General features: G+C 63.1%; 21 protein-coding genes. 12 read left to right on the plus strand and 9 right to left on the minus strand.

Annotation, left to right across the window (positions count from 1 at the left end; genetic code table 11):
• Positions 1-82 precede the first annotated feature (82 nt).
• The 10 genes from WIN67_RS18625 (at position 83) to WIN67_RS18670 (ending at position 14997) form a co-directional block, all read left to right on the plus strand.
• Positions 83-1945, plus strand: a complete 1863-nt coding sequence (locus WIN67_RS18625; RefSeq protein ID WP_339069825.1) for an extracellular solute-binding protein — start codon at positions 83-85, stop codon at positions 1943-1945.
• Complete coding sequence (locus WIN67_RS18630; RefSeq protein WP_102864941.1) at positions 1945-3009, plus strand: microcin C ABC transporter permease YejB; 1065 nt, start codon at positions 1945-1947, stop codon at positions 3007-3009. The genes WIN67_RS18625 and WIN67_RS18630 overlap by 1 nt, the downstream gene beginning before the upstream one ends.
• Positions 3009-4031: an ABC transporter permease gene (locus tag WIN67_RS18635; protein ID WP_339069826.1), complete on the plus strand. Its 1023-nt coding sequence runs from the start codon at positions 3009-3011 to the stop codon at positions 4029-4031. Before WIN67_RS18630 ends, WIN67_RS18635 begins: the two co-directional genes overlap by 1 nt.
• A 14-nt stretch (positions 4032-4045) precedes the next feature.
• Positions 4046-5620 carry an ABC transporter ATP-binding protein gene (locus tag WIN67_RS18640; protein WP_339069827.1) on the plus strand — a complete coding sequence of 525 codons (1575 nt, stop codon included), beginning with the start codon at positions 4046-4048 and terminating at the stop codon, positions 5618-5620.
• A gap of 235 nt (positions 5621-5855) precedes the next feature.
• A complete protein-coding gene (locus WIN67_RS18645; protein ID WP_123394466.1) occupies positions 5856-7274 on the plus strand; it encodes a sigma-54 interaction domain-containing protein in 1419 nt (472 codons plus the stop codon).
• Between the two features lie 318 nt (positions 7275-7592).
• Positions 7593-8984: a GntP family permease gene (locus WIN67_RS18650; RefSeq protein WP_102881503.1), complete on the plus strand. Its 1392-nt coding sequence runs from the start codon at positions 7593-7595 to the stop codon at positions 8982-8984.
• Positions 8985-8991: 7 nt separating this feature from the next.
• Positions 8992-9765 (plus strand): 3-hydroxybutyrate dehydrogenase, encoded by a 774-nt coding sequence (gene hbdH / locus WIN67_RS18655; RefSeq protein WP_102881504.1) that lies wholly within the window; start codon positions 8992-8994, stop codon positions 9763-9765.
• Between the two features lie 66 nt (positions 9766-9831).
• Positions 9832-11787, plus strand: coding sequence for an acetoacetate--CoA ligase (locus tag WIN67_RS18660; RefSeq protein WP_339069828.1), 1956 nt, complete (start codon positions 9832-9834; stop codon positions 11785-11787).
• A 342-nt stretch (positions 11788-12129) separates the two neighbouring features.
• The gene (locus tag WIN67_RS18665) at positions 12130-14670 is read left to right on the plus strand and encodes a PAS domain-containing hybrid sensor histidine kinase/response regulator (RefSeq protein WP_273906175.1); all 2541 of its coding nucleotides are present in this window, start codon (positions 12130-12132) and stop codon (positions 14668-14670) included.
• A 51-nt stretch (positions 14671-14721) separates the two neighbouring features.
• On the plus strand, positions 14722-14997 hold the full coding sequence (locus WIN67_RS18670; RefSeq protein WP_011061856.1) for a peptidylprolyl isomerase: 276 nt from the start codon (positions 14722-14724) through the stop codon (positions 14995-14997).
• Between the two features lie 108 nt (positions 14998-15105).
• Here the strand turns inward: WIN67_RS18670 and WIN67_RS18675 are convergent, their stop codons facing one another.
• From WIN67_RS18675 to WIN67_RS18690, 4 genes are all read right to left on the minus strand, one after another.
• On the minus strand, positions 15106-16023 hold the full coding sequence (locus WIN67_RS18675) for a sugar kinase (protein WP_267268441.1): 918 nt from the start codon (positions 16021-16023) through the stop codon (positions 15106-15108).
• A gap of 117 nt (positions 16024-16140) precedes the next feature.
• Entirely contained in the window at positions 16141-17358 is a 1218-nt protein-coding gene (locus tag WIN67_RS18680; RefSeq protein WP_123394471.1) for an amino acid deaminase, read from the minus strand.
• A 47-nt stretch (positions 17359-17405) separates the two neighbouring features.
• Positions 17406-18170 (minus strand): IclR family transcriptional regulator, encoded by a 765-nt coding sequence (locus WIN67_RS18685; RefSeq protein WP_102881510.1) that lies wholly within the window; start codon positions 18168-18170, stop codon positions 17406-17408.
• Between the two features lie 164 nt (positions 18171-18334).
• A complete protein-coding gene (locus tag WIN67_RS18690) occupies positions 18335-18724 on the minus strand; it encodes a RidA family protein (protein ID WP_102881511.1) in 390 nt (129 codons plus the stop codon).
• A 31-nt stretch (positions 18725-18755) separates the two neighbouring features.
• Between WIN67_RS18690 and WIN67_RS18695 the strand changes: the two genes are divergently transcribed.
• A complete protein-coding gene (locus WIN67_RS18695; RefSeq protein ID WP_339069829.1) occupies positions 18756-19058 on the plus strand; it encodes a hypothetical protein in 303 nt (100 codons plus the stop codon).
• A 747-nt stretch (positions 19059-19805) separates the two neighbouring features.
• On the opposite strand, the gene WIN67_RS18700 is transcribed toward WIN67_RS18695, so the two are convergent.
• The 3 genes from WIN67_RS18700 to WIN67_RS18710 all read right to left on the minus strand — a co-directional run bounded on the left by WIN67_RS18700 (position 19806) and on the right by WIN67_RS18710 (position 22147).
• Complete coding sequence (locus WIN67_RS18700; protein ID WP_339069830.1) at positions 19806-20351, minus strand: hypothetical protein; 546 nt, start codon at positions 20349-20351, stop codon at positions 19806-19808.
• A 46-nt stretch (positions 20352-20397) separates the two neighbouring features.
• The gene (locus tag WIN67_RS18705) at positions 20398-20577 is read right to left on the minus strand and encodes a hypothetical protein (RefSeq protein ID WP_134928841.1); all 180 of its coding nucleotides are present in this window, start codon (positions 20575-20577) and stop codon (positions 20398-20400) included.
• Between the two features lie 136 nt (positions 20578-20713).
• Positions 20714-22147 (minus strand): RtcB family protein, encoded by a 1434-nt coding sequence (locus WIN67_RS18710; protein ID WP_102881514.1) that lies wholly within the window; start codon positions 22145-22147, stop codon positions 20714-20716.
• 436 nt (positions 22148-22583) lie between these two features.
• Between WIN67_RS18710 and WIN67_RS18715 the strand changes: the two genes are divergently transcribed.
• Positions 22584-23156, plus strand: coding sequence for a type 1 glutamine amidotransferase family protein (locus tag WIN67_RS18715; RefSeq protein WP_339069831.1), 573 nt, complete (start codon positions 22584-22586; stop codon positions 23154-23156).
• A 118-nt stretch (positions 23157-23274) separates the two neighbouring features.
• On the opposite strand, the gene WIN67_RS18720 is transcribed toward WIN67_RS18715, so the two are convergent.
• Both WIN67_RS18720 and WIN67_RS18725 read right to left on the minus strand, forming a co-directional pair.
• Positions 23275-23742 (minus strand): DUF6368 family protein, encoded by a 468-nt coding sequence (locus tag WIN67_RS18720; RefSeq protein ID WP_339069832.1) that lies wholly within the window; start codon positions 23740-23742, stop codon positions 23275-23277.
• Between the two features lie 441 nt (positions 23743-24183).
• Positions 24184-25746, minus strand: coding sequence for a TerC family protein (locus WIN67_RS18725; protein WP_102864919.1), 1563 nt, complete (start codon positions 25744-25746; stop codon positions 24184-24186).
• Between the last annotated feature and the right edge of the window lie 317 nt (positions 25747-26063).

The following is a 26063-nucleotide window of genomic DNA, read 5'->3' on the forward strand; positions in this document are numbered from 1 at the left end:
GTGTTTGTGAAAGCGGCTGGCCAGTCACGCGCCGCTAGCGTACAAATCGTGGTCATCGATCACCCGGCTCGTAAGGCTGACAATGCGACTGCTTTTCCCCACCGTGCTTTTCACCGCCCTGTTGCTGGCGACCTCGGGTGCCCAGGCGGCCCCGCAACACGCCATGACCGTCTACGGCGAACCAGCCAAGTACCCCCAGGGCTTCAGCCACTTCGACTACGTCAATCCCCAAGCCCCCAAAGGCGGGACCCTGCGCCGCTCGGCCATCGAGATCGGGCGCTTCGACCACGTGCTGCCTTATATAGACAAAGGCATCGGCGTTTCCCAGCTCGACGGCCTGGTCTATTCGCCCCTGGCCCTGCGCTCCCTGGATGAGCCCTACACCGTCTACGGTCTGGTGGCCGAAAAGATGGAGCGTGCCGAAGACGGCCTGTGGCTGCGTTTCTACCTCAACCCCAAGGCGCGCTTTGCCGACGGCACCGCGATCACCGCCGAGGACGTGCGCTACAGCTATGACCTGCTGATGACCCAGGGCAGCATGCGCTACCGCACCCAGTTCGAGGACGTCAAAGGCGTCACCGTGGAATCGCCACGAGTGGTGCGCTTCGACTTCAAGAGCAATGAAAACCGCACCCTGCCCCTGGATATCGCGACCCTGCCGGTGTTCCCCGAACACTGGTGGAAGAGTCGCGACTTCGCGGGCGGCGGCGGTTACGAAGCCCCCCTGGGCAGTGGCCCCTATCGCGTGGCCAAAGTGGATTCGGGCAACAGCATCACCTTCGCCCGCAACCCCGACTGGTGGGGCAAGGACCTGCCAGTGAGCCGCGGCTTGTACAACTTCGATCATTTCAGCGTCGAGTACTTCGGCGACATCGATGTCGCCCGCCAGGTGCTGCGCGGCGGCGCCTACGACTACAACCGCGAGTTCTCCGCCACCGGCTACTCCATCGGCTACGACAGTCCGGCCCTGAACGACGGCCGCCTGCAAAAGGCCCACCTGGCTCAGTCGGCGCCGCAACCGGCCCAGGGCTATGTGTTCAATCTCGACCGGCCGGTGTTCCAGGACCGCCGGGTGCGCCAGGCCCTGGCCCTGCTCTGGGACTTCGAATGGAGCAACCGGCAGATGATGCGCAACCTCTACATCCGCCAGCAGAGCTTCTTCTCCAACACGCCCCTGGCCGCCCGCAGCCTGCCGGACGCCGAGGAGCTGAAGATCCTCGAACCCCTGCGCGGACAGATCCCCGACGAAGTCTTCACCCAGGTTTTCCAAGCGCCAAAAACCGACGGCAGCGGCGTGATCCGCGACAAGCAACTGCAAGCCCTGGCCCTGCTGGAACAGGCCGGCTGGAAAGCCGAAGGCGACAAACTGGTCAACGCCGAAGGCGAGCCCCTGAGTTTCACCTTCCTCATCACCCAAGGTTCCATCGAGCGCCTACTGCTGCCCTACAAGCGCAACCTGGCGCAGATCGGCATCAGCCTGAACATCCGCCGCATCGACTCCTCGCAGTACGTCAACCGCCTCATGGCCCGGGACTACGACATGATCGTCACCGGCTACCCGGTGACCACTTCGCCGGGCATGGAGCTGTACAACTACTTCGGTTCGGCGGCGGCCAACGATCCGGGCTCCAACAACTACATGGTGCTCAAGAACCCGGCAGTGGACCGCCTGCTCAACGGCCTGGTGAAGGCCACCAGCCAGCCGGAGATGCTGCGCTACGCCCACGCCCTGGACCGGGTGTTGCAGTGGAACTACTACTGGATCGCCAACTACTACCCGCCCGGCACCTCCACGGTGTGGTGGAACCGCTTCGGCATGCCCAAGGTGCCGGCAAGCAACGACGAAGCCATTGAAAGCTGGTGGGAAGTCAGCAGCACCGCGCTGACCAATGAACAAATGGCCGCCGAGCTGATCCGCCGTGGCAAACCCGGAGGACGCCACTGATGCTGGCCTACATTCTGCGGCGCCTGCTGCTGATCATTCCGACCCTGCTGATCATCCTCCTGGTCAACTTCGTCATCGTCCAGGCGGCCCCCGGCGGCCCGGTGGAACAGGCCATCGCCCGCCTGCAAGGCATTGGTGGTGGCGGCAGCGTCGGCGGCTCCGCCGATGCCATGAGCAGCAGCGGCTCCCGGGCCAGCCGCGGGCTCGATCCCAAGCTGATCCAGGACATCGAAAAACAGTACGGCTTCGACAAGCCGGCCCATGAACGCCTGTGGCTGATGCTCAAGAACTACGCCCAACTGGACTTCGGCAAGAGCTTCTTCCGCGGCGCCACGGTCACCGACCTGATCCTGGAGAAAATGCCAGTGACCATTTCCCTCGGTCTCTGGGCGACCTTGATCACCTACCTGGTGTCGATCCCCCTGGGGATTCGCAAGGCCGTGCACCACGGCAGCCATTTCGACATCTGGAGCAGCACCGCGATCATCATCGGCTACGCCATGCCGGCCTTTCTGTTCGCCATGTTCCTGATCGTGCTGTTCGCCGGCGGCACCTCGCTGAACTGGTTCCCGGTGCGCGGCCTGGTCTCGGACAACTTCGAACAGCTGAGTACCCTGGGCAAGATCGCCGACTACTTCTGGCACCTGGTATTGCCGGTCAGCTCCCTGGTGATCGGTGGCTTCGCCACCCTGACCATCCTCACCAAGAACTCCTTCCTCAACGAGATCACCCGCCAGTACGTGGTCACCGCTCGGGCCAAGGGCCTGAGCGAGCGCCGCGTGCTCTATGGCCACGTGTTCCGCAACGCCATGCTGCTGGTGGTCTCGGGGATTCCCCAGGCCTTTATCAGCGTGTTTTTCGCCGGTTCCTTGCTGATCGAGGTGATCTTCTCCCTCGACGGCCTGGGGCGCATGAGCTACGAGGCGGCGGTGTCGCGAGATTATCCGGTGGTGTTCGGTTCGCTGTTCATCTTCACCCTGTTTGGCCTCCTGATAAAACTCATCGGCGACCTGTGCTACACCCTGGTCGACCCGCGTATCGACTTCGCCGCGAGGAATGCCTGATGCTCAAGCTTTCTCCCGTCGCCCGTCGACGCTTGGACCGCTTCAAGAAAAACCGCCGCGGCTGGTGGTCGCTGTGGCTGTTCATCGGCCTGTTCATCCTGACCCTGGGCGGCGAGCTGATCGCCAACGACAAACCCCTGGTGGCCAGTTACCAGGGCTCGCTGTACTTCCCGGTGTTCAAGCGCTACACCGAGCAGGAATTCGGCGGCCAACTGCCGTTCCAGGCCGACTATCGCAGCGATTACGTGCAGCAGCTGATCCGCAAGGACGGTGGCTGGCTGCTGTTCCCGCCGATCCCCTTCAGCGAAGACACGCCCAACTACGACCTGACCCAGCCGGCCCCCAGCCCACCGAGCCAGGTCAACTGGCTGGGCACCGACGACCAGGCCCGGGATGTGGCCGCGCGGGTGATCTACGGCGCCCGGGTATCGATCCTGTTCGCCCTGGCGCTGACCGCCATCAGCGCCCTGATCGGCATCGCCGCCGGCGCCCTGCAAGGCTATTACGGCGGCTGGGTCGACCTCTTGGGCCAGCGCCTGCTGGAAGTCTGGTCCGGGCTGCCGGTGCTCTACCTGCTGATCATCCTCTCGGGCTTCGTCGAGCCGAACTTCTGGTGGCTGCTGGGAATCATGGCGCTGTTTTCCTGGCTGGCCCTGGTGGACGTGGTGCGCGCCGAGTTCCTCCGTGGGCGCAACCTGGAATACGTCAAGGCCGCCCGGGCCCTGGGCCTGAGCGACCGCAAGGTGATCCTGCGGCACATCCTGCCCAATGCCATGAACGCCACCCTGAGCTACCTGCCGTTCATCCTCACCGGCGCCATCTCGACCCTCACCGCCCTGGACTTCCTCGGCTTCGGCATGCCCGCGGGCAGCGCTTCCCTGGGCGAACTGATCGGCCAGGGCAAGCAGAACCTGCAGGCGCCATGGCTGGGGCTAACGGCGTTTTTCACCCTGGCGCTGATCCTTTCGCTGCTGGTGTTTATCGGCGAAGCGTTGCGCGATGCCTTTGATCCACGATCTTGAAGCGGACTGTAGAAATGCCTGACAACCTTATCGAAATCCGCCAGCTCAAGGTCGCCTTCGGCGAACAGATCGTGGTCCGCGACCTGAGCCTGGACATCCGCCCCGGCGAATGCCTGGCCCTGGTGGGCGAGTCCGGCTCGGGCAAGTCGGTGACCGCCCACTCGATCCTGCAACTGCTGCCGCAGACCGGCTGTAGCAGCTCCGGCAGCGTGCGCTACCGCGGCCAGGAGCTGATGGGCTGCGATCCGGCAACCCTGCAAAAACTGCGGGGCAACCGCATCGCCATGATCTTCCAAGAGCCCATGACCTCCCTCAACCCGCTGCACAGCGTGGAGAAGCAGATCGGCGAAACCCTGCTCCTGCACCGGGGACTGGGGGGCAAGGAGGCCCAGGCGCGAATTCTCGAACTGCTGGAACTGGTGGGCATCCAGAAACCCAAGGAGCGACTCAAGGCCTACCCGCACCAGCTTTCCGGCGGCCAGCGCCAGCGGGTGATGATCGCCATGGCCCTGGCCTGCGAGCCGGAGCTGCTGATTGCCGACGAACCCACCACCGCCCTGGACGTGACCGTGCAGCGCAAGATCCTGCTGCTGCTCAAATCCTTGCAACAGCGCCTGGGCATGTCCCTGCTGCTGATCAGCCACGACCTCAACCTGGTGCGGCGCATCGCCCAGAGGGTGTGCGTGATGAAGGCTGGGGAAATCGTCGAGCAGGCCGATTGCGACACCCTGTTCAACGCCCCGCAACATCCCTACAGCTGCGAACTGCTGCACGCCGAGCCCGAGGGCCGACCGTTGTGCCGCGACAGCCGCGAAACCGTGCTGGAAGTGAACAATCTCAGCGTTGACTTCCAGATAGGCGGCGGCCTGTTCCGGCGCAAGGAATACCTGCGGGCAGTGGACGACATCAGCCTCAGCGTGGAGCAAGGCAAGACCCTGGGCATCGTCGGCGAGTCCGGCTCGGGCAAGTCCACCCTGGGCCAGGCGATCCTGCGGCTGCTGGATTCCCAAGGCAGCATCCGCTTCCAGGGCCAGGCCCTGGACGGCCTCAACCAGAAGCAACTGCGGCCCTGGCGCAAGCAGATGCAGGTGGTGTTCCAGGACCCCTTCGGCAGCCTCAGCCCGCGCATGTCGGTGGCGCAGATCATCAGCGAAGGCCTGGAAGTGCACAGCCAGTACGACGCTCGCCAATGCGACGAACACGTGATCCGTGCCCTGGAGGAAGTCGGCCTCGACCCCGGCAGCCGCCACCGCTACCCCCACGAGTTCTCCGGCGGCCAGCGCCAGCGCATCGCCATTGCCCGGGCCCTGGTGCTCAAACCGGCGCTGATCCTGCTGGACGAACCGACCTCGGCCCTGGACCGCACCGTGCAGAAACAGGTGGTGGCCCTGCTGCGCCAGTTGCAGGAAAAGTACGGCCTGACCTACCTGTTCATCAGCCACGACCTGGCGGTGGTGCGGGCCCTGGCCCACGACATGATCGTGATCAAGGACGGCCAGGTGGTGGAGCGCGGCGCCAGCCATGAAGTATTCGCCAACCCGCAACACCCCTACACCCAGGAACTGCTGGCCGCCGCCCACCCCGGCTGACCCGTCGCCGACGTCCCTTTTTCGCAGCCTCGCCAAGGCTCGACAGCGGCTACAGATGCTGCATCGTGTAGCCGCTGCCGCAGGCTGCGAACGACTGCGCAGCAGGCGCTGCCCTCAAGGCCGCCGAAGGTCCTGCGGCCCTTTGCGCAGCCTCGCTGGCGCTCGGCAGCGGCTACAGCGCAACAACCGGGGCAGACTGCGGCATAATCGCCGCGCCCATTTTCAGGATGCCGCCATGAACGACAGCGAAAGCCTCAAGGATTACCAGCGTGTGCGCCAACTGGCGATCCGTTCGCTGTTCGAGATCATCGAGCAGTCCAGCGAAGGCACGGTGATCGTCGATCGCGACGCCAATATCGTCTGGATGAACGAGCGCTACGCCCGGCGCTTCGGCCTGGAATCGGCGGCCTTCGCCATCGGCAAGCCCTGCGAAAGCGTGATCCCCGGCAGCCTGCTGCGGGAAGTGGTACGCACCGGCCGCCCGATCCTGCTGGACATGCAGGACACCCCCAAGGAACCGCTGGTGGTGATGCGCCTACCGATCCACGACGCCGCCGGCACAGTGATCGGCGCCATCGGCTTTGCCCTGTTCGACGAATTGCGCAGCCTGTCGCCGATGCTCAAGCGCTACCTGAGCATGCAGGAAGAATTGGCCTCCACCCGCTCTCTGTTGCGGGCCCGGCAGACCAAGTACAACTTCGCCCATTTCATCGGCACCAGCGCCGCCAGCCTGGAAGTCAAACGCCGGGCCCGACGCAGCGCCAGTGCCGAATCCCCGGTACTGCTGCAAGGCGAGACCGGCACCGGCAAGGAGCTGCTGGCCCAGGCCATCCACGCCGCGTCGCCCCGTGCCCACAAGCCCTTTGTCAGCATCAACAGCGCGGCGATTCCCGAGGCGCTGCTGGAGGCGGAGTTCTTCGGCACCGCCCCTGGGGCCTTCACCGGCGCCGACCGCAAGGGCCGCGCCGGCAAGTTGCAGATCGCCCAGGGCGGCACCCTGTTCCTTGATGAAATCGGCGACATGCCCCTGCCCCTGCAAAGCAAGTTGCTGCGAGTGCTGCAGGAAAAAGAGTTCGAGCCGGTGGGCTCCAACGAAGTGATTCATAGCGATGTGCGGGTGATCGCCGCCACCTCCTCCGACCTGGAAGCGGCGATCAAGCGCGGCGAGTTCCGGGCTGACCTGTACTACCGGCTCAACGTGCTGCCCATCCAGGTGCCGGCCCTGCGCGAACGCCTGGACGATCTGCCGGCCCTGAGCGAAGGGATTCTCGAAGAGCTGCGCAGCCAGCATGAACTGGATCGCGAAGCCCTGGCCCTGCTGGCGCAACATGCCTGGCCGGGGAATATCCGCGAACTGCGCAACGTGCTGGAGCGCGCGGCGCTGCTCAGCGACGACCTGATACTCAATGCTGCGGACATTCGCGCGGCGATTGGCAGCTTCAGCCCGGTGCAACGCAATGCGGCCCCGGTGCCGGCCGAGTCGCCGAACCAGGACACCTTTGCCGCGGCCCGGGAGCGATTCGATCGGCAATTGATCAGCACCACCTTGGCCCAATGCGCCGGCAAGGTGGATGAAGCGGCCCGACGCCTGGGGCTGGGGCGCTCGACGCTGTACAAGAAGATGGCGGCGCTGGGAATCGTCGAGTCTCAATAACGAGACATAGATCCCGATTTAGAGACAGCTGCTTTTGTCGCGAGGGGTTTACTCTCACTGGGCCGGACAGTGCCCCCAAACCCCTTGATTGCGGACTTTCTGATACAACCCGACGACCAGCCTGGGAGTGCCGCGCACTCCAGCGGGAGCCTGCACCTTCGACTCACTGTCTCCATTTGGAGAATAAAATCTGGACAACACTCAAAAAAATAAAAAATACTCATATATTTCAATGACTTATCCATCTGGCACAGTTCTCGCTATAACGCTCTCCACACGCAACACCCGACAAAAATAACAATCCTGGAGAGACACACCATGAGTGTGATCATTGCCTTGGCAGCCCTGGCGCTGCTGATGCTGGCTGCCTACCGTGGCTACAGCGTTATCCTCTTTGCCCCCATCGCCGCCCTCGGCGCGGTGCTGCTCACCGATCCCTCTGCCGTGGCGCCCGCCTTTACCGGGGTGTTCATGGAGAAGATGGTCGGCTTCATCAAACTGTATTTCCCGGTATTCCTGCTGGGCGCGGTGTTCGGCAAGCTGATCGAGCTGTCGGGCTTTTCCCGCTCCATCGTCGCCGCCGCGATCCGCCTGCTGGGCACCCGCCAGGCGATACTGGTGATCGTTTTGGTCTGCGCCCTGCTGACCTACGGCGGGGTTTCGCTGTTCGTGGTGGTGTTCGCGGTCTACCCGTTCGCCGCCGAGATGTTCCGCCAGAGCAATATCCCCAAGCGCCTGATCCCGGCCACCATTGCTCTGGGTGCATTCTCCTTCACCATGGATGCGCTACCCGGCACCCCGCAGATCCAGAACATCATCCCCAGCACCTTCTTCAACACCACCGCCTGGGCCGCGCCCTGGCTGGGAGTGATCGGTACCATTTTCGTGTTCTGCGCCGGCATGCTGTTCCTCCAGCGCCAGCGCAACAAGGCGCAGAAGGCCGGTGAAGGCTACGGCACCGAGCTGCGCAACGAGCCGGAAACCGCCGAGGACCTGAAGCTGCCCAACCCCTGGCTGGCGCTGTCGCCGCTGCTGCTGGTGGGCATCATGAACCTGCTGTTCACCCACTGGATTCCCCAGTGGTACGGCAAGACCCACAGCCTCAGCCTGCCGGGCATGGCGGCGCCGGTCACCAGTGAAATCGCCAAGCTCACCGCCATCTGGGCGGTGCAGGCTGCGTTGCTGGTGGGCATTGTGATGGTGCTGGTGTGCGGCTACTCGGCGATTCGCAGCAAGCTCGCCGAAGGCAGCAAAAGCGCGGTCAGCGGCGCCTTGCTGGCCGCCATGAACACCGCCTCTGAATACGGTTTCGGTGCGGTAATCGCCTCCCTGCCAGGGTTTCTGGTGCTGGCGGACTGGCTGAAAAACATTCCCAACCCACTGGTCAACGAAGCCATTACCGTGACCCTGCTGGCGGGCATCACCGGCTCGGCCTCGGGAGGCATGAGCATCGCCCTGGCGGCCATGTCCGAAAGCTTCATCAGCGCCGCCCATGCCGCCAACATCCCCCTGGAAGTGCTGCATCGGGTGGCCTCCATGGCCAGCGGCGGCATGGACACCCTGCCCCACAACGGCGCGGTGATCACCCTGCTGGCAGTCACCGGGCTGACCCACCGCGAAGCCTACAAGGACATTTTCTGCATCACCCTGATCAAGACCCTGGCGGTCTTCGTCGTCATCGCCACTTTCTACGCCACCGGCATTGTGTGAGGTATTCATGACCACTCTTTCTGGCAAGACCGCCCTGGTCACCGGCTCCACCAGCGGCATTGGCCTGGGCATCGCCCTGGTCCTGGCCAAGGCCGGGGCCAAGCTGATTCTCAACGGCTTTGGCGATGCCTCGAAGGCCATCGCCGAGGTCGCACAATTCGGCGGCCAGGTCGGCCATCACCCGGCGGACGTCAGCGACCCGGCACAGATCGCCGAACTGTTCGCCTACGCCGAACGGGAGTTTGGCGGCGTCGATATCCTGGTGAACAACGCCGGCATCCAGCACGTGGCGGCGGTGGAGGAATTCCCCGTGGAGCGCTGGGATTCGATCATCGCCATCAACCTGTCCTCAGTGTTCCACAGCACCCGCCTGGGGCTGCCGGGGATGCGCGCCAAGGGCTGGGGACGGATCGTCAACATCGCCTCGGTGCACGGCCAGGTGGGTTCGGTGGGCAAGGCCGCCTATGTCGCGGCCAAGCACGGGGTGATCGGGCTGACCAAGGTAGTGGGCCTGGAAACCGCCACCAGCAACGTCACCTGCAACGCCATCTGCCCCGGTTGGGTGCTGACCCCACTGGTGCAGAAGCAGATCGACGACCGGGTGGCGGCCGGGGCTGACCCGCAACAGGCCCAGCATGATCTGCTGGCGGAAAAGCAGCCGTCCCTGGAATTCGTCACCCCGTCGCAACTGGGCGAGCTGGTGCTATTTTTGTGCAGCGAAGCCGGCGCCCAGGTGCGTGGCGCAGCGTGGAATATCGATGGCGGGTGGTTGGCGCAATAACCCCGCGCCCTGCATCCGGCATTAAAATCGGTTTGCGTGCAAAGTAAGAAAAACAAGAGGCATCCCATGTCCGAAATACTCTGGCAACCCAGCGCCGAGCGCATCAGCAAGACCCGTATGGAAGCCTTCCGGCGCCTGGTCAACCACCGTCACGACCTCAACCTGGCCGACTTTCCCGCCCTGCACCAGTGGAGCATCGACCAGCGAGAAAGCTTCTGGCAGGCCATCGTCGACTTCTTCGAGGTTAGCTTTCACCAGCCCGCTGAATCTGTGCTGCGCGAAGGCCCGCAAATGCCCAGCGCCCAATGGTTTCCAGGGGCCACGCTGAACTTCGCCGAGCACCTGCTCAAGCGCCGGGACGACGCCGTGGCGGTGGTGGCAATTAACGAGAACGGCCAGCGCGAACCACTGACCTACGCCGAACTGGCGGCCCAGGTCGCCGGCCTGCAGCGCAGCCTGCGGGCTGCCGGGGTCGGCCTCGGCGACCGAGTTGCCGCCTGCATGCCCAACACCTGGCAGACCCTGGTGGGCATGCTGGCCAGCACCAGCCTCGGCGCGGTGTGGTCCAGCTGTTCGCCGGATTTCGGCACCCAGGGGGTGATCGACCGTTTTGGCCAGATCGAACCCAAGGTGCTGATCACCTGCGCCGGCTATCGCTACGCCGGCAAGGACATCGACCAGACCGCCAAGGTCAACGAGATCCTTGAGCGCCTGCCGTCCCTGGAGCAGTTGCTCATCGTGCCCTACGCCCGTCCGCAAGCCCGGGTCGAGGACTACCGTACCCAGGCCCGGATCAGCCTCTGGGACGACTTCTATCAGCCCGGCGGCGAACCCGAATTCGTCCCGGTGCCCTTCGCCCATCCGCTGTACATCCTCTATTCCAGCGGCACCACCGGGGTGCCCAAGTGCATCGTCCACGGCACTGGCGGGGTGCTGCTGCAGCACCTCAAGGAACATGGCCTGCACACCGACCTGGGGCCCGGCGAGCGGCTGTTCTACTACACCACTTGCGGCTGGATGATGTGGAACTGGCTGGTCTCGGCCCTGGCCACCGGTGCCAGCCTGGTGCTCTACGACGGATCGCCCTTCCATCCCACCAACGAGCGCCTGATCGACCTGATCGATAGCGAAGGCATCAGCGTCTTCGGCACCAGCCCCAAGTACCTGGCCGCCCTGGAAAAGGCCGGCAGCCGACCGCGCCTCAGCCACCGCCTGGACAGCCTCAAGACCCTGCTCTGCACCGGCTCGCCGCTGTCGCCACAGAGCTACGACTACGTGTACCGCGAGATCAAAAACGACCTGTGCCTGGCCTCGATGTCCGGCGGCACCGACATCGTCGCCTGCTTCGTCGCCGGCAACCCGATCCAGCCGGTGCGCCGTGGCGAGATGCAGGGCAAGAGCCTGGGCATGGCCATCGAAGTGTGGAACGACCAGGGCCAGCCGGTGACCGGCGAAAAAGGCGAACTGGTGTGCACCCGGCACTTTCCGAGCATTCCGGTGAGCCTGTGGCACGACCCGGACCAGAGCAAGCTCAAGGCCTCGTACTTCAGCCTGTTTCCCGGGGTCTGGGCCCAGGGCGACTACGCCGAACAGCTGCCCCATGGCGGCTGGCTGATTCACGGACGCTCGGATGCGGTGCTCAACCCGGGTGGAGTGCGGATTGGCACCGCGGAAATCTACCGCCAGGTGGAGAAACTGGAACAGGTGCTGGAAAGCCTGGCCATCGGCCAGAGCTGGGAACATGACGTGCGGGTGGTGCTGTTCGTACGCCTGCAGGATGGCGTGGTGCTCGATGAGCCGTTGCAGGAGCGGATTCGCCAGGTGATCCGCAGCAACACCACACCGCGCCATGTGCCGGCGAAGATCCTCGCAGTGACCGACATTCCCCGGACCATCAGCGGCAAGATTGTGGAGTTGGCGGTGCGCAATGTGGTGCATGGCCTGCCGGTGAAGAATACCGACGCCCTGGCCAACCCCGAAGCCCTGGAGCAGTTCCGCGACCGCGAGGAATTGCGCCACTGACGACGGCCAACCACCGCCGGCGCAGCCCTTCGCGACGCAGGACCTGTAGCCGCTGCCGAGCCCGCGAGGCTGCGCAAAGGGCCGCAGGACCTTCAGCGATCTCAAGAGCAGCGCTTCCTGCGACGCAGTGCCGCCCAGAGCGTTCGCAGCCTGCGGCAGCGGCTACAGAGACCGTTCAGCCCCTCTAGACTGGTCATCTGCCGCAAAAGCAGGTGAAAATAACCCCGCCAGAAACACCTACAATCCATCCGTTTGAATATGCACGGCATGTCCATGCGACTTTTCCAGTACGCGAGCCATGACCTTGCCGCGTAACACCGCTGCGCCCAGGACACACCCGACATGAATGCCCCCCACTCCGGCAGCGAAGCCGCCCACCTGATAGCCCGTCTGGACTGGTCCGCCACGGCCCTCGGTGAATCCGGCCACTGGCCCCAGAGCCTGCGTACCGCTGTGGACATCGTGATCCATTCGCCGATGCCGATGTTGCTGCTGTGGGGCTCCGAGCTGACCCAGATCTACAACGACGGCTTCGCCCTGCTGGCAGGCAACAAGCACCCCCAGGCCTTCGGCCAGCCGGCGCACCTGATCTGGCCAGAGCTGATGGACTTCACCGACCCGGTCTACCGCGCGGTGCTCAACGGCCAGGTGCGCAGCTTCAGCGAGCAGCGCTTCAGCCTGCAACGCAGCGACGGCACTGCACACGACCTGTGGCTGGACCTGACCTACAGCCCGATCCGCGATGAACGCGGCGACGTTGCCGGAATCCTGGTGACCGCCATCGAGACCAACGAGCGCCGGCGCATCGCCCTCGAACTGCAGCAGCGCTCCGACGACAGCCTGCGGGCCCAGCACGAGACCGAGGAGCGCCTGCAACTGGCCCTGGCGGCCACCGATGCGGTGGGCACCTGGGATTGGGACATTGGCGAAGATCGCTTTATCGCCGATACCCATTTTGCCCAGCTGCACAGCGTCGACCCGCAGCTATCCCGACAACTGCCCATCAGTGAGTACCTCAAAGGCGTGCACCCGGAAGACCGGGCCATGGTGGCCCGGAGCATCAAGCACTGCATCACCCAGGGCAGCGAATACGCCGAGGAATACCGCCTGCAACTGGCCGACGGCCAGGTACGCTGGGTGTTCGCCCGGGGTCGCTGCTACAAGGATCACCACGGCCGGCCGACGCGCTTTCTCGGCGCCGCCCTGGACCTGACCGAGCGCAAGCAGATGGAGCAAGCACTGCGTCAGAGCCAGACCGAACTGCAACTGATCATCAACGCCATGCCAGTGCTGATCGGTTATGTCGACCGCGAAGAGCGCTTTCGCCTGAACAACAGCGCTTATCTGGACTGGTACGGCCTGACCCCGCAGGAGCTGTACGGCAAGACCATCCGCGAAGTGGTGGGCGACGAGATCTACGCCACCCGCGCCGAGAACATTGCCGCCGCATTGGCGGGCAAGCCTTGCAGCTTCGAAGCCAACTCGCCCCACCGCGACGGCCGCCCGCGCCACGCCCTGATGAAGTACCTGCCCCGCCATGGCGCCGACGGTGCCATCAACGGTTTCTACATTTTCGTCATCGATGAAACCGAGCGCAGACAGACCGAGGAGGCTCTGCGCAACCTCAACGAAACCCTGGAAGAACGGGTCAACCGCCGCACCGAGGCGCTGGCCGCCGTCAACCAGCGCCTGCAGAACGAAATGTTCGAGCGCGAGCGCGCCGAGGACGCCCTGCGCCACGCGCAGAAGATGGAGGCTGTGGGCCAGCTCACTGGCGGCATCGCTCACGACTTCAACAACATGCTCACCGGCATCATCGGCAGCCTGGACCTGATGCAGCGCTACATCGACAACGGCCGCAGTGATGAGATCGGTCGTTTCACCGAAGCCGCCATGTCCTCGGCCAAACGTGCCGCGTCCCTGACCCACCGCCTGCTGGCCTTCTCCCGACGCCAGTCCCTGGACCGCCAGCCCCTGGACCCGAACCAGCTGGTGCGCTCACTGCAGGAGCTGTTCAACCACACCAAGGGCGAACACATCCAGCTGCAGATGCAACTGGCGGACGAGGTGTGGCCGGTAAACACCGATGCCAGCCAGCTGGAAAACGCCTTGCTCAATCTGGTGATCAACGCCCGCGACGCCATGCCCGACGGCGGCCGACTGCTGATCGAGACCGCCAACAGTTACCTCGACGGCAGCGACATCAGCACCCTGGAGCCGGTCAAGGCCGGCGACTACGTGATGCTGGGGGTCAGCGACAACGGCGCTGGCATGAGCCCACGGATTCTGGCCAAGGCCTTCGACCCCTTCTTCACCACTAAGCCCATCGGCCAGGGCACGGGCCTCGGGCTGTCGATGATCTATGGTTTTGCCCAGCAGTCCGGCGGACACGTGACCATCAGCAGCGAGCCGGGCCAGGGCACCTGTGTGCGCCTGTACCTGCCGCGCCTGCACAGCGCGCCCCTGGAGCCGCTACAACCCACGGGCAGCAGCGAGGCGCCCCAGGCCATGGCCGGGGAAAGCGTGATGGTGGTGGAGGACGACCCGGCGGTGCGCATGCTGGTGCTCAACGTCCTCAGCGAACTGGGCTACCGCGCCATCGAGGCCGAGGATGCACGCAGCGCCCTGCCGTTGCTGGAGTCGCCACTGCGCGTCGACCTGCTGGTGACCGACGTCGGCCTGCCGGGCATGAACGGCCGACAACTGGCGGAAATAGCCCGCCAACAGCGCCCGGGGCTCAAGGTACTGTTCATGACCGGCTACGCGGAAAAGGCCGCCGAGCGCCAGGGCTTTCTGGAGCCGGGCATGGACCTGATGGCCAAGCCGTTTTCCATCGAAGAACTGGCGCAGAAGATTCGCCAGATGATCGGCCGCGAGTCCTGAATTCAGGCATAATCCGCGGCCGCCGATTTCCCGCTACAAGGTCACGCCATCATGAAAGCCCAAGCCCGCCACATCCTGGTGAAAACCGCCGAAGAAGCCGAGCAGCTCAAGCAGCGCATCGCCAAGGGCGAAGCCTTCGACGTGCTGGCCAAGAAATACTCCACCTGCCCGTCGGGCAAGCGCGGCGGCGACCTGGGGGAAGTGCGTCCGGGGCAGATGGTCGGCGCCATTGATCAGGTGATTTTCAAGAAGCCCCTGCGCACCGTGCACGGCCCGATCAAGAGCAAATTCGGCTATCACCTGGTGCAGGTGTTCTTCCGCGACTGACGCCCCAGCACCAGCCCGTACCTCCCCGCCGTAGGAGCTGGCTTGCCAGCGAACGCGCCCTCACGCACAGCGCCCAGTTCAAAGGCCTCTTCGCCGGCAAGCCGGCTCCTACAAAACCGCCTCCCGGGGAAGCAACGCCCCAGGATGCTGAATCACCCGACTCGCCAATCGATGCCCGGCCTCTGCGGCCTGCACCGGGCTGCCGCCGCGCAAACGACAGGCCAGATAAGCCGCGCTGAAGGAGTCTCCCGCCGCCGTGGTGTCCACCACCTGCGCCACTGGCAGCGCCGGTATCTCATGACTCTCGCCGCCGCAACGCACCAGGCACGAATCCGCCCCGCGCTTGACCACCACCTCGGCAATGTTCGGGTAGGCCGCGAACACGCCATGGGCATAGTCATGGCCAAACAGTGCCTGCTCGTCCTCCAGGGTCAACAGCGCCAGATCCACATGCTCCAGTACCTGCAGATAGGCCGCTCGCGCCTGCTCCACCGAGGCCCAGAGCCTTGGCCGATAGTTGTTGTCAAACACGATCTGCGCCCGACGGATGCGCGCTTCCACCAGCAGGTCAATCAGCTTTTTGCGTCCCACCTCCCCGAGCACCGCCAGGGTGATGCCGCTGAAATACAACACATCGTAATCGCACAAGTCCGCCAGGATCGGCCCCGCCGCCGCGGTGTTGAAGCAGTCCCGTACCGCCGCCTCATTGCGCCAATACAGAAAACGCCGCTCCCCCCGGGCATCGGTCTGAATGCAATACAACCCCGGCAAACGCCCTGGCAGGCGCTGAACCTTTCCCAGGCCGATACCCTCCTGCGCCCAGCTCTGGCACATGGCATCGCTGAAGCTGTCGTAGCCCAGGGCAGTCACGTAATCCACCTGCGCCTGCTGCCCGAGCTCTCGGCACAGATACACCGCAGTGTTCAAGGTATCGCCACCAAAGCTCTGTTGCAGACTGCCGTCGTGACGCTGTTGCAGCTCGATCATGCATTCGCCAATGGCGGCAATGCGCTGCTTCCCGTTCATATTCTTGACCTCCCCTCAAAGCACACACCACCTTGTAGAACCTGGCTTGCCAACGAAAGCGCCCTCAGAGTTGCGCCCTAACCCAGGGTCTGTTCGTCGGCGGGCCGGCTGCTACGTTCAGAAGCAGGTTTCCAGACTCTCGATCACCTGCAGGCGCTCATCCACCAGCAAACCGGTGCGCCACTTGTCGAAGGTCAGGCACGGGTGCGATGTACCAAAGGAAATGATGTCGCCAATACGCAGCTCCACTCCCGGCGCCACGGTGAGAAACGCGTGCTGATCCATCACCGCCGTCACCTTGCACGCCGCGACATCATCACCGGCACCGGCCTCGGCTCCCGCGCGGTAACGTCGCAGCGGCACCGGCAAGCCAGCGTCATAGGCGACATCGCGCTTGCCCAGGGCCACCACCGCAAAGCCCGGCTCCGGTAGCGACTGCACATGGGCCCAGACCTCCATCGCCGGACGCAGGCCTTCGTGCAGATCACTGCGTCGATCCAACACGCAGCACTGGGCCTCTTTGTAGATACCGTGGTCATGGGCGACATAACTGCCCGGACGCAGCACGCTGAGGAAACGCCCCTTGGCGTTATGGGTCTCGAAAGACTCGGCGATCAGGTCGTACCAAGCCGAACCCGAAGCCGTGATGATCGGCCGCTCGATGGCGAACAAACCATCGTTGTGCAGATCCACCGCCAGACGCACCAGGGAATCGGCAAACTGGCGAATACCACTGATGGCCTGGTCGCCGTGGATCACCCCTTCGTAACCTTCGATACCGCACAACGCCAAAGCTGGCTGCGCCTGGATCGCCTTGGCCAGGGCCAGTACTTCCTGCTCGCTGCGGCAACCGCAACGACCGCCCACCACGCCGTACTCGATCATCACCTTGAGGGTGACGCCACGCTGGGCGAAAAACGCCCCCAGATCGGCCACGTTGTCCGGGTGATCCACCATGCAATAGAAATCGAAATCCGCGTCCGCCAACAGCTCGGCGATCAGCGCCATGTTCGGCGCCCCCACCAGTTGGTTGGCCATCAACACCCGGCGCGCGCCATGGGCGTAGGCGGCGCGAGTCTGTACTGCCGTGGCCAGGGTGATGCCCCAGGCGCCGGCGTCCAACTGCCGCTGAAACAGCGCGGGCATCATGCTGGTCTTGCCGTGGGGCGCCAGCTCGGCGCCACTGTCACTGACAAACTTCTGCATCCAGCGAATGTTGTGTTCCAGCGCCTCGCGGTGCAGCACCAGGGCCGGCAGGCTGACGTCGCTCAGCAGACTCGCGCCGATAGCAGCGGCGCCCTTTTCCACCAGGGGCAGATTCAAAGCAGAAGACATGTTGGCACTCCTTATCAAGGCGGCTGCGCACAGCCGCGACAAAGTCATCAATCGTTGATACGCCGGGCCAGGCGGTTGGCGCTGTCGATCAGCACCCGGCGATAGTCCTGGTAATGGCTCTGCGCATCGGCCCTGGGCGCGACGATGCACAGGGTGCAGATGCACACCCCGTGCTCATCGCGTACCGGCGCGGCAAAACAATGGGTGAAGGTGTCGGCGACGCTGTCGAAGGAAAAGAACCCCTCCTCGGTGGCCTGACGGATTTCCTTGAGGAAGGTCTCCAGCGGCAGCCGCTCACCATTAGGCAGCATGAAGTCCTGGTCATCGATCATCTCGACGATCTGCTCATCGCTCATATGCCCCAACAGCAACCGCCCGGAAGCGGTCCAGGGGATCGGCGCATTCTCGCCAATGTCCGAGGTAATGCGGAAATTCCGCTCGCCCTCCTTCATCAGCGCCACTGTGTATTTGCGCCCGTTGAGCAGGCACATCTGCGCGGTTTCCCGGGTCTGACTGACAATTTCCTGCAACGCCTGATCAGCCTCGCGGCTCAGATCGAAATGGCGCAAATGAGCCTGCCCGAGAAAATACAGCTGGCGGCCCAGGTACACATGACCGTCCTTGCCTACCGGCTCCAGCACCCGCCGCTCCAGCAAGGACGCCACCAACTCATAGACCGTGGACTTGGGACTGCCAATGCCCTTGGCGATATCGTTGGGTCGCAGCGGCTGGCCGATCTCCTTGAGGAAATCGAGAATATCGAACGCCCGATCCAGGCCCTTGGCCCGGCGCTTGATGCTGTCTTCAGTCATCTACCCACCCCTATGCAAAACACAATCCCTGTAGCCGCTGCCGCAGGCTGCGAACGCCCTGAGCGACACGCCGTCGCAGGGGCCGCAGCGATCTCATCACCCTGCGCCCGCGTTGCGGTCGATCGCAGCCTCGCCCAGGCTCGGCAGCGGCTACAGAAGCGCACTCAAGGCTTCTTCTTGTAGGCCACACAATCGATCTCGACCTTGCAGTCCACCATCATGCTGGCCTGCACACAGGCCCGGGCCGGCGCGTGTTCGGGCTTGAAGTACTCGCCGAACACCTTGTTGAAACTCCAGAAATCCCGCGGGTCTTCCAGCCACACGCCAACCCGCACCACATCCTCCAGGCCGTACCCGGCCTCTTCGAGAATGGCCAGCAGATTGCGCATCGTCTGATGCGTCTGCTCGACGATCCCACCGTGAATGATCTCGCCATCCAGCGCCGGCACCTGGCCGGATACATGCAGCCAGCCATCGGCTTCGACGGCGCGAGCGAAAGGACGCGGCTGGCCACCGCCTGCGGTGCTGCCGGTGCCGTAACGGGTGATGCTCATGAGAGATTCTCCTGGTTGAAGGTTGGCCATCTTGACGGCCATGCCCAAGAACGCTGTCCCACTCACCGTGCGTTGCTGCGCAGTCAATACCGCAGAAAACAACGATGGCCTGGAAAACGCCAAGGTTCTAAACAAAGAAACTCCGCCTAAAATATTCCGCTACAGCGGAATAAAATATGAAATAACGGAATTCGTGCCCGAGTGTGCCATGGAGAACAAAGGAGATAACAGAGGGAATGGCAAAACTTTCCGCAACGAGGAACGAGAGAGTATTAGAAACAGTCGTCAGCCTATGTCAGGCATTTCTGTATTTGCGGAGAACACGCTCAAGTGACCTGTGACGACGCTCGCCACCTTCTACATCCCGTTGCGTCGCGACAGCCCGCGACCGGGTTTGGTCGTCCGAATATCCATGTGTTGCACGTGGCGGAACAACAAGCGCTGCAACTGCCGGAGCAGTAACCCAAGGCACAGCAACGGCTCCTGCTTTGCTCTGCTCAGATTTGCTCTGCTTTGGCTTTTGATCCTAAGCGCCCCGTTAACCACGATGGCCGAACGCAGGCATTGAGCCGTGGGCAACCCGGCAGGACGCCGGGTTAGCCGCCATCCGGCCAGGGACGGCCGGTGGCGGCGGCCCACGGATCAATGCCGGAGAGAGGGAATGCCGAGCCTCGGCGAGGCACCGAGTGGAGGGGCAAGCGTTTTTGGTTCCTTTTTAGGCGTTTGTAAAAAGGGACTCGCCGTAAGGGCGAAACCGCCAGTAGCCCCACCCGCAGCAACGGATATGTACACCTGCCAAATCGGAGACTCAGGTTTACGCGCGCCAAAACGCCAGCCGATCGACCGAGAGCAAGCTCCCTCGCCACAGCGCTTGTGTGGCCATGGCTGACGACTGGATGACAGCGCAGCAACCGCTACCTACACAACACCCAATCCACCGGTGTCCGCGATGCCGCCTTCGCTGGCAAGCCAGCTCCTACACAAGAAGCCCCATCGTGCGTGTCACCCCTGTGCCTGAACCAAACTGTTACCCATGTGGGTGAACGACTTCCCCCATAGAAAGCCTGGCACCCACAAGGCCTCAATCAAAGTCAGCAACGCACAACACCCACCAAAGATTCCGCGCCCCCTGGCAGGCGACATAGGCAGAAGAAATAGTCGAATCCCTGGTCAACTCAGACCAATCGGAACTATCGAACCGATACACCACCAGCTCGGAAAACGGAGCCGGAAACACCGCCTCCAGCGCCTCCCCCACCAACTTCCGAGCGTCGGCCAGACTCAATCCACGGGTCGAGTGATGACACCCGCCCCGCAGCACCACCGCCAGCAACGAGCCCTCGAACTCATATCGATTCAACACGGAAAAGGGCCCGAACTCAGGCTCGATCTGCCCAATAGCCGTAGACGTGGCGAGGTTGCTGAAACGCTCCAGAAACTCGGCCAGTCGCGTTCTCTCATCCAACGCCTTGATTGAGGGATCTGGCTTGAAGAAGCTGGACACCACCTCGCCACACTGAGCAAGCACGGCAAGCAGTTCGACAAGGGGTTGCTTGTCGACGACAAACTCGCTGGCACCGGTAAATGGCGCTACAGCATCGCGCTTCAGACTTTCATCTTGATTCATGATCGAGCACCCGACTTTGGCCACAAACAGGCAACCACCAGAGCAACTACCGTGCCCTGGGCTTTTGCGGCCGCAGATAAAAACCAGAAATAAGCGCAATCAGCACCAGCATCAACGCCAGGCTGGGATCACCTTTAGGCAGCATGAATTGATAAAGGCCAGCGCCCATCGAGAGCATCGACCCCATGCACAACACAAACCAAACAGCTTTTTTAACCCGCTTCACGATCTGATGACGTCCCTTCCACAGATAACTTCAACGGCACCACTCAGAACGACCAGGCCGGGGGGACGACAATGTATCGGCCGCACTGTTGCACGGCAAACCCGAAAACCATCCCCGCCCCACAGCTCCTTCGTGCTTATGCCTTGAAGGTCAAGATCGGCGAAAACCGCGCCATCACCGATACCGTCCCTTCTTCCACCTGGGAACGAATCACCTGGCCAATTTCCTTGTAGGCCCCTGGCGCCTCTTCGATCATCCGCTCTTCCTTGGTGGTGATGCACTCAACGCCCTGCAAGCCGAGGAAAGCCTTGTCCTTCTTGGCCTTGAACACGATCTCGCTGCGCGACATCGAGCGCCCGGCGCCATGACTGGCCGAACGCAGCCAGCGCTCATTGCCCAGCCCGGTGAGCAGGTAGGAGTCATGCCCCATGCTTCCCGGAATCAGCAGCGGCTGCCCGGCATAGGCCGGTGTCGCGCCTTTGCGATGCACATTGCCGCCCTCTTCGCGCAGCACGATGTTGTGCGGCACATCGACAATCAGCGGCGCTTCGATGCCCGCGCCAAACACTTGCCGGGTACGCTGGCGGACCATCTCGGCGATCAGCGCGCGGTTGGCGTCGGCGTAATGGGCGGCGCTGTGCATGGCCAGCAGGTACTCGTCGGCCATCTCGCCGAACAGGGCGAAGATCTTCGAGTCGGGATGCTTGATCCCTTCTGGCCACAGGGCCTTGGCCTTGTCCATCCAGCGTCGCCCCACATAGAAGCCCACGTCCCGGGAGCCGGTGTGAATCATCATCACCACCTGCCCCACGGACAGGCCCTGAGCAAAGCAGGCCTGACGATCCACCAACTCGGTGACCACCTGGATCTCGACAAAGTGGTTGCCGCCGCCCAGGGAGCCCAGGCCCGGGTCGCGAAGGATTTTCCGCGAGCGGTCCTGCAAGGCTTCCGGCGCATAGTCGGCGCTGCCGCGGGCGAACGACGACTCATGCAGGCCCGACAGCTCTCGCTGCAATTGGGCGAAATCCGCCCCGGCGAAAAGCCCGATGGGGTCCTGCTGCTGCACCTGGGCCCAGAAGTCCCCCAGTCCCGCTTGAAACAGCGCGGTCATGGCCGTTGGGCTGGTGGGAATGTTGCGCGTACCTTCCAGCAGATCACCACGTACCAGGGCGGTCCACTTGGCTTTCTGCGCCATGAACTGTTCGTAGTTCAGCCCCAGCTTGTGCAGGCGCATGCCGCAATTGATGTCGGTGCCGATGGCTTGCGGCACCACCATGTCGTGGCTGGTGACAATCACACTGCCCACCGGGATCGGGCTACCGGTGTGAAAGTCCGGCGTGGCGCAGGCGCACTTCACTTCACCGCCATGGGGGTGGGCGACCTTGGCGAAATCCATCAGTTGGAGGATGGCTTTCTCTTCGATGGCAAAGCTATCGGGCAGCAGCAGATCCACCTTGAGCCCGGCGTCATTGATCGAAGAGATAGAGAGGGAATTGGAATTCAGGCGTTCGATGGCCACCCCGGAACGGGCGAGCTTGTGCTGAATTCTTTTCAGAGGAGTCTTGGTCATTTTCAACTGCTTTTCTTGGACGCAACAAAACAACCACCCTTTTGGTGGCTGGAATTGTCTGGTCAGCAGCGAAACTTAGACGGCGCGGATAATGGGGAATGACGGCGTGGATGTAAAGAGCCGGGGAGCAATTATTTGACGAGGCGCCTGCCTGGCGACGTGACGTCAGTGTGGCTTCGGCCCGCCTTTTCACGGCGTGTAAAACACGCTGGCATGGATCGGCGGCACCTTGCCCTGCTTGAGCGCAAAACCCAGTATCTGCCCTGGATCCTAAGGCCGCTCGCTGGTTGAAAGCCAACGACAATTGCCGGCGATGACCATCGCTCCTCCAAGCCGGCGATTGTCGCCAAAGCTGTAAAAGCTTCTCCAGGTGCCCGGCAAAAACGGGTTACCCTGGCGCTCCCCACCCGCTCATCGCCCCAAGCAAGGAAGCTCCATGACCCGCGCCATCACCCTCATCAGTGACAACTTCGCCGACTGGGAAACCGCCCTGATCAACGCCACCGGCCGTGGCTTCTACGGTTTCGACTGCCGTTACGCGTCCCCCAAGGGCGCCATCGTGACCTCCATGGGCGGCCTGCGGGTGACCCCGGACCTGGCGCTGGAAGACATTCATCTGGATGAGGTCGACCTGCTGATGGTGTGCGGCGGCACCATTTGGCAAAGCGCCAACGCACCGGACATCGGCGACCTGCTGCGCGCCGCCCAGGCACGCCACCTTGTGATCGCCGGCATTTGCGACGGCACCCGCGAATTGGCTCGGGCCGGGGTGCTGGACGCGGTGAAGCACACCTCCAATTCGGCGGCCAACCTGCTGGCAGTGGGTTATGCCGGCGCCGCGCACTACCAGGATGTGCCCCACGCGGTAGCGGACCAGCGCGTGATCACCGCTCCAGGCAGCGCACCGGTGAGTTTCATGGCGCAGATTCTCGGCACCCTGGGCATCAGCGACGACAACCTTCGCGCCTACCTCGGCATGCATGCCGCCGAGCACCAGCAGAAGATCTGACCTCTCACCTGTAGGAGCCGGCTTGCCGGCGAAAGCGATCTCACGGCCGCCTTCGCTGGCAAGCCAGCTCCTACGGAAGGTGGTGGGTGGGGCGGCAGTGCGGGCATGTAGCCGTGGACTATTTCACCAGTCGGAAATCCCGGTGGCCCAACCAAGCCGCAAAGTCCGCGGCGCTGAAAATGCTCTCACCCTCATGCTCGATGATCGCCAGCCCCGCCAGAAATTCGGCATCCCGAGTGTAGGTATGGATACTGGCGCAGAAGGCCACCACGCCATCCAGACGACGGACCAACGCCAGCGCCGCCTGTCCTAGTCGTTGGTGATCCAACTGATCTTTATCCATGGCCGCCAGGCTCAGGATGCCTTCAGGGAGCCATCCAAGCTCCCCGGCCAGCCCGGCATATTCCGCCAGTTCCTCCGGATAGTCGGCCCCCAGCGCGCAAAGCATGGGGCTGCCTTCAATAAAGAACGCCCCCCTACCCGCCCAGGGCTGATCCGCAACCTCGGCCAAGCAGGCGCGCACCAAGCTTTCGACCACGCCATCGATCTTGCGCGGCAACAGCACCCTGACAGTTGGCCCGGACATTGATTGATTTTCTCCAGCGGACCGCCTCCGCATGATAGGGAGCGGCAAGACATGGTGGATTGCATCCGCTCCGATGCCCCGGAGCAGATCACTTCATTCACCGGACCGAGAGCATACAGACAGCAACAGATGTGTACAAAAACCTGTGCCACATTGATGCGACTCAACGCCTGGAGCCATTGACCGCCAACCAGCTCCAGGCATTTGTCCCAAACGCCCTGGCTGGACAAGAGCAGTTCCCGCTGCTTTGATTCAACCTTCGTTCCGATCGCATCGCACCCAAGGAGGGGGGACATGCCAGTGAACGCATCGCTCGCCGCCTGTACACCTGGCTGGAGGCAAAAGCCCTGCGTGGCAGGGCATGAACCTGGGCCTGAACCTCTGCGCTCAAGCCACGCAACGGCATAGCACCTTGCAGCGCCAACTCCAGGACTTCTCCCGTCAGGCAGGCACCTGCCGAGACAGCTGGACCTGGGTCACGCGGCGCTCTTCCACCGCCATCACCTGAATGTTCCAGCCCTCCCATTCCAGGCGGTCGCCCTTGACCGGCAGACGGTCCAGCAGGCTCATCACCAGCCCGGCCAGGGTCTGGTAGTCCTCGGTAGGCTCGGCGCCAAAGCCGGTACGCTGGCGCACCTGGGGCAGGTTCAGGGCGCCATTGACCAGGAACCTACCCTCGTCTTCCACCACGTCCGGCCCTTCGACCTCGCTGGCATCCGGCAGCTCGCCGGCAATGGATTCGAGAATGTCGGTCATGGTCAGGATGCCCATGAAGTCGCCAAACTCGTTGATCACGAAGGCGATGTGGGTCGACGCCTTGCGCATCTGTTCCAGGGCGTTGAGGATCGAAAAACTGTCCAGCAGGTTGATGGTCTTGCGCGCCAGGTGCTCAAGGTTCGGCTCGTTGCCGGCCAGGTATTCCTTGAGCAACTCCTTCTTGTGCACGAAGCCCAGCGGCTCATCCACCGCACCATCGCGAATCAGTGGCAGGCGCGAATAGGACGAGTGCATCAACTTGGTCCGGATGCTTTCCGGGCTGTCCGTGAGGTCGATGGAGTCGACCTCGGCGCGCACCGTCATCAGCGTACGGATCGGCCGCTCTGCCAACTGCAGTACGCCGCTGATCATCACCCGTTCGCGGCGGTCGAACAGCTCGCTGCTCGGTGCATCACCGTCTTCCAGCAAATCGGCGATTTCCTCACCCACTTCTTCTGCCGCCAGCTTGCGGCCACCCAGCAGGCGCATCACCGCATAGGCCGTGCGCTCACGCATCGGGCGCAGGCCCTGCATGGACTTCTTGCGTCGAGCCCGGGCGATCTGGTTGAACACCTCGATCAGAATCGAGAAGCCGATGGCCGCGTACAGGTAGCCCTTGGGAATATGGAAACCCAGGCCTTCGGCGGTCAGGCTGAAGCCGATCATCATCAAGAAGCCCAGGCACAGCATGATCACTGTCGGGTGTTCGTTGACGAAACGGGTCAGCGGCTTGCTGGCGACGATCATCACACCGATGGAAACCACCACCGCGATCATCATCACCGACAGATGCTCCACCATGCCCACGGCGGTAATCACCGCGTCCAGGGAGAACACCGCATCGAGCACCACAATCTGCGCCACGATCGGCCAGAACAAGGCGTAGGTGGCACTGCCGGCCCGCTGGCTGACATGCCCTTCCAGGCGTTCGTGCAACTCCATGGTGGCCTTGAACAACAGGAACACACCACCGAACAGCATGATCAGGTCGCGGCCGGAAAAGCTCTTGTCGAACACCTCGAACAGCGGCTGGGTCAGGGTCACCATCCAGGAGATACTGGCCAGCAGGCCCAGGCGCATCAGCAATGCCAGGGACAGGCCGATCAAGCGGGCGCGGTCACGCTGCTCCGGCGGCAGCTTGTCCGCGAGGATGGCGATAAACACCAGGTTGTCGATGCCCAGCACCAGTTCCAGGACGATCAGGGTCAAAAGGCCAAGCCAGGCCGTGGGGTCTGCGATCCATTCCATAATGACGACTCAAGTTCTCCAGAAAATTCAAACGGCCAGGCGCGACGAAGCACCAAGGTGCAGGACAATTGCAACCTGGGTGACGGGCTGGTCAGTGCGGGAAGTGGCAAAGGCCGGGGATGTGCGGCCGGAAGAATGACTGCCTGAGCGTCTGCGTCTCAATGGGGCCGGATGGCGCGAGAAGTCATGGGGCAAAGCGAAGAAAGAGCGCCGACTGGGGGGCTCCGAGAGCGTGTTCATGCAAGTCCTGAGTGAAAAAACGGACTTGGAGGTTACAGGGGCAGCGGCACTTTTCCCCAGCGGGAAATCATTACAAA

The organism is Pseudomonas idahonensis, assembly GCF_037903935.1.
GTDB lineage: Bacteria > Pseudomonadota > Gammaproteobacteria > Pseudomonadales > Pseudomonadaceae > Aquipseudomonas > Aquipseudomonas danubii.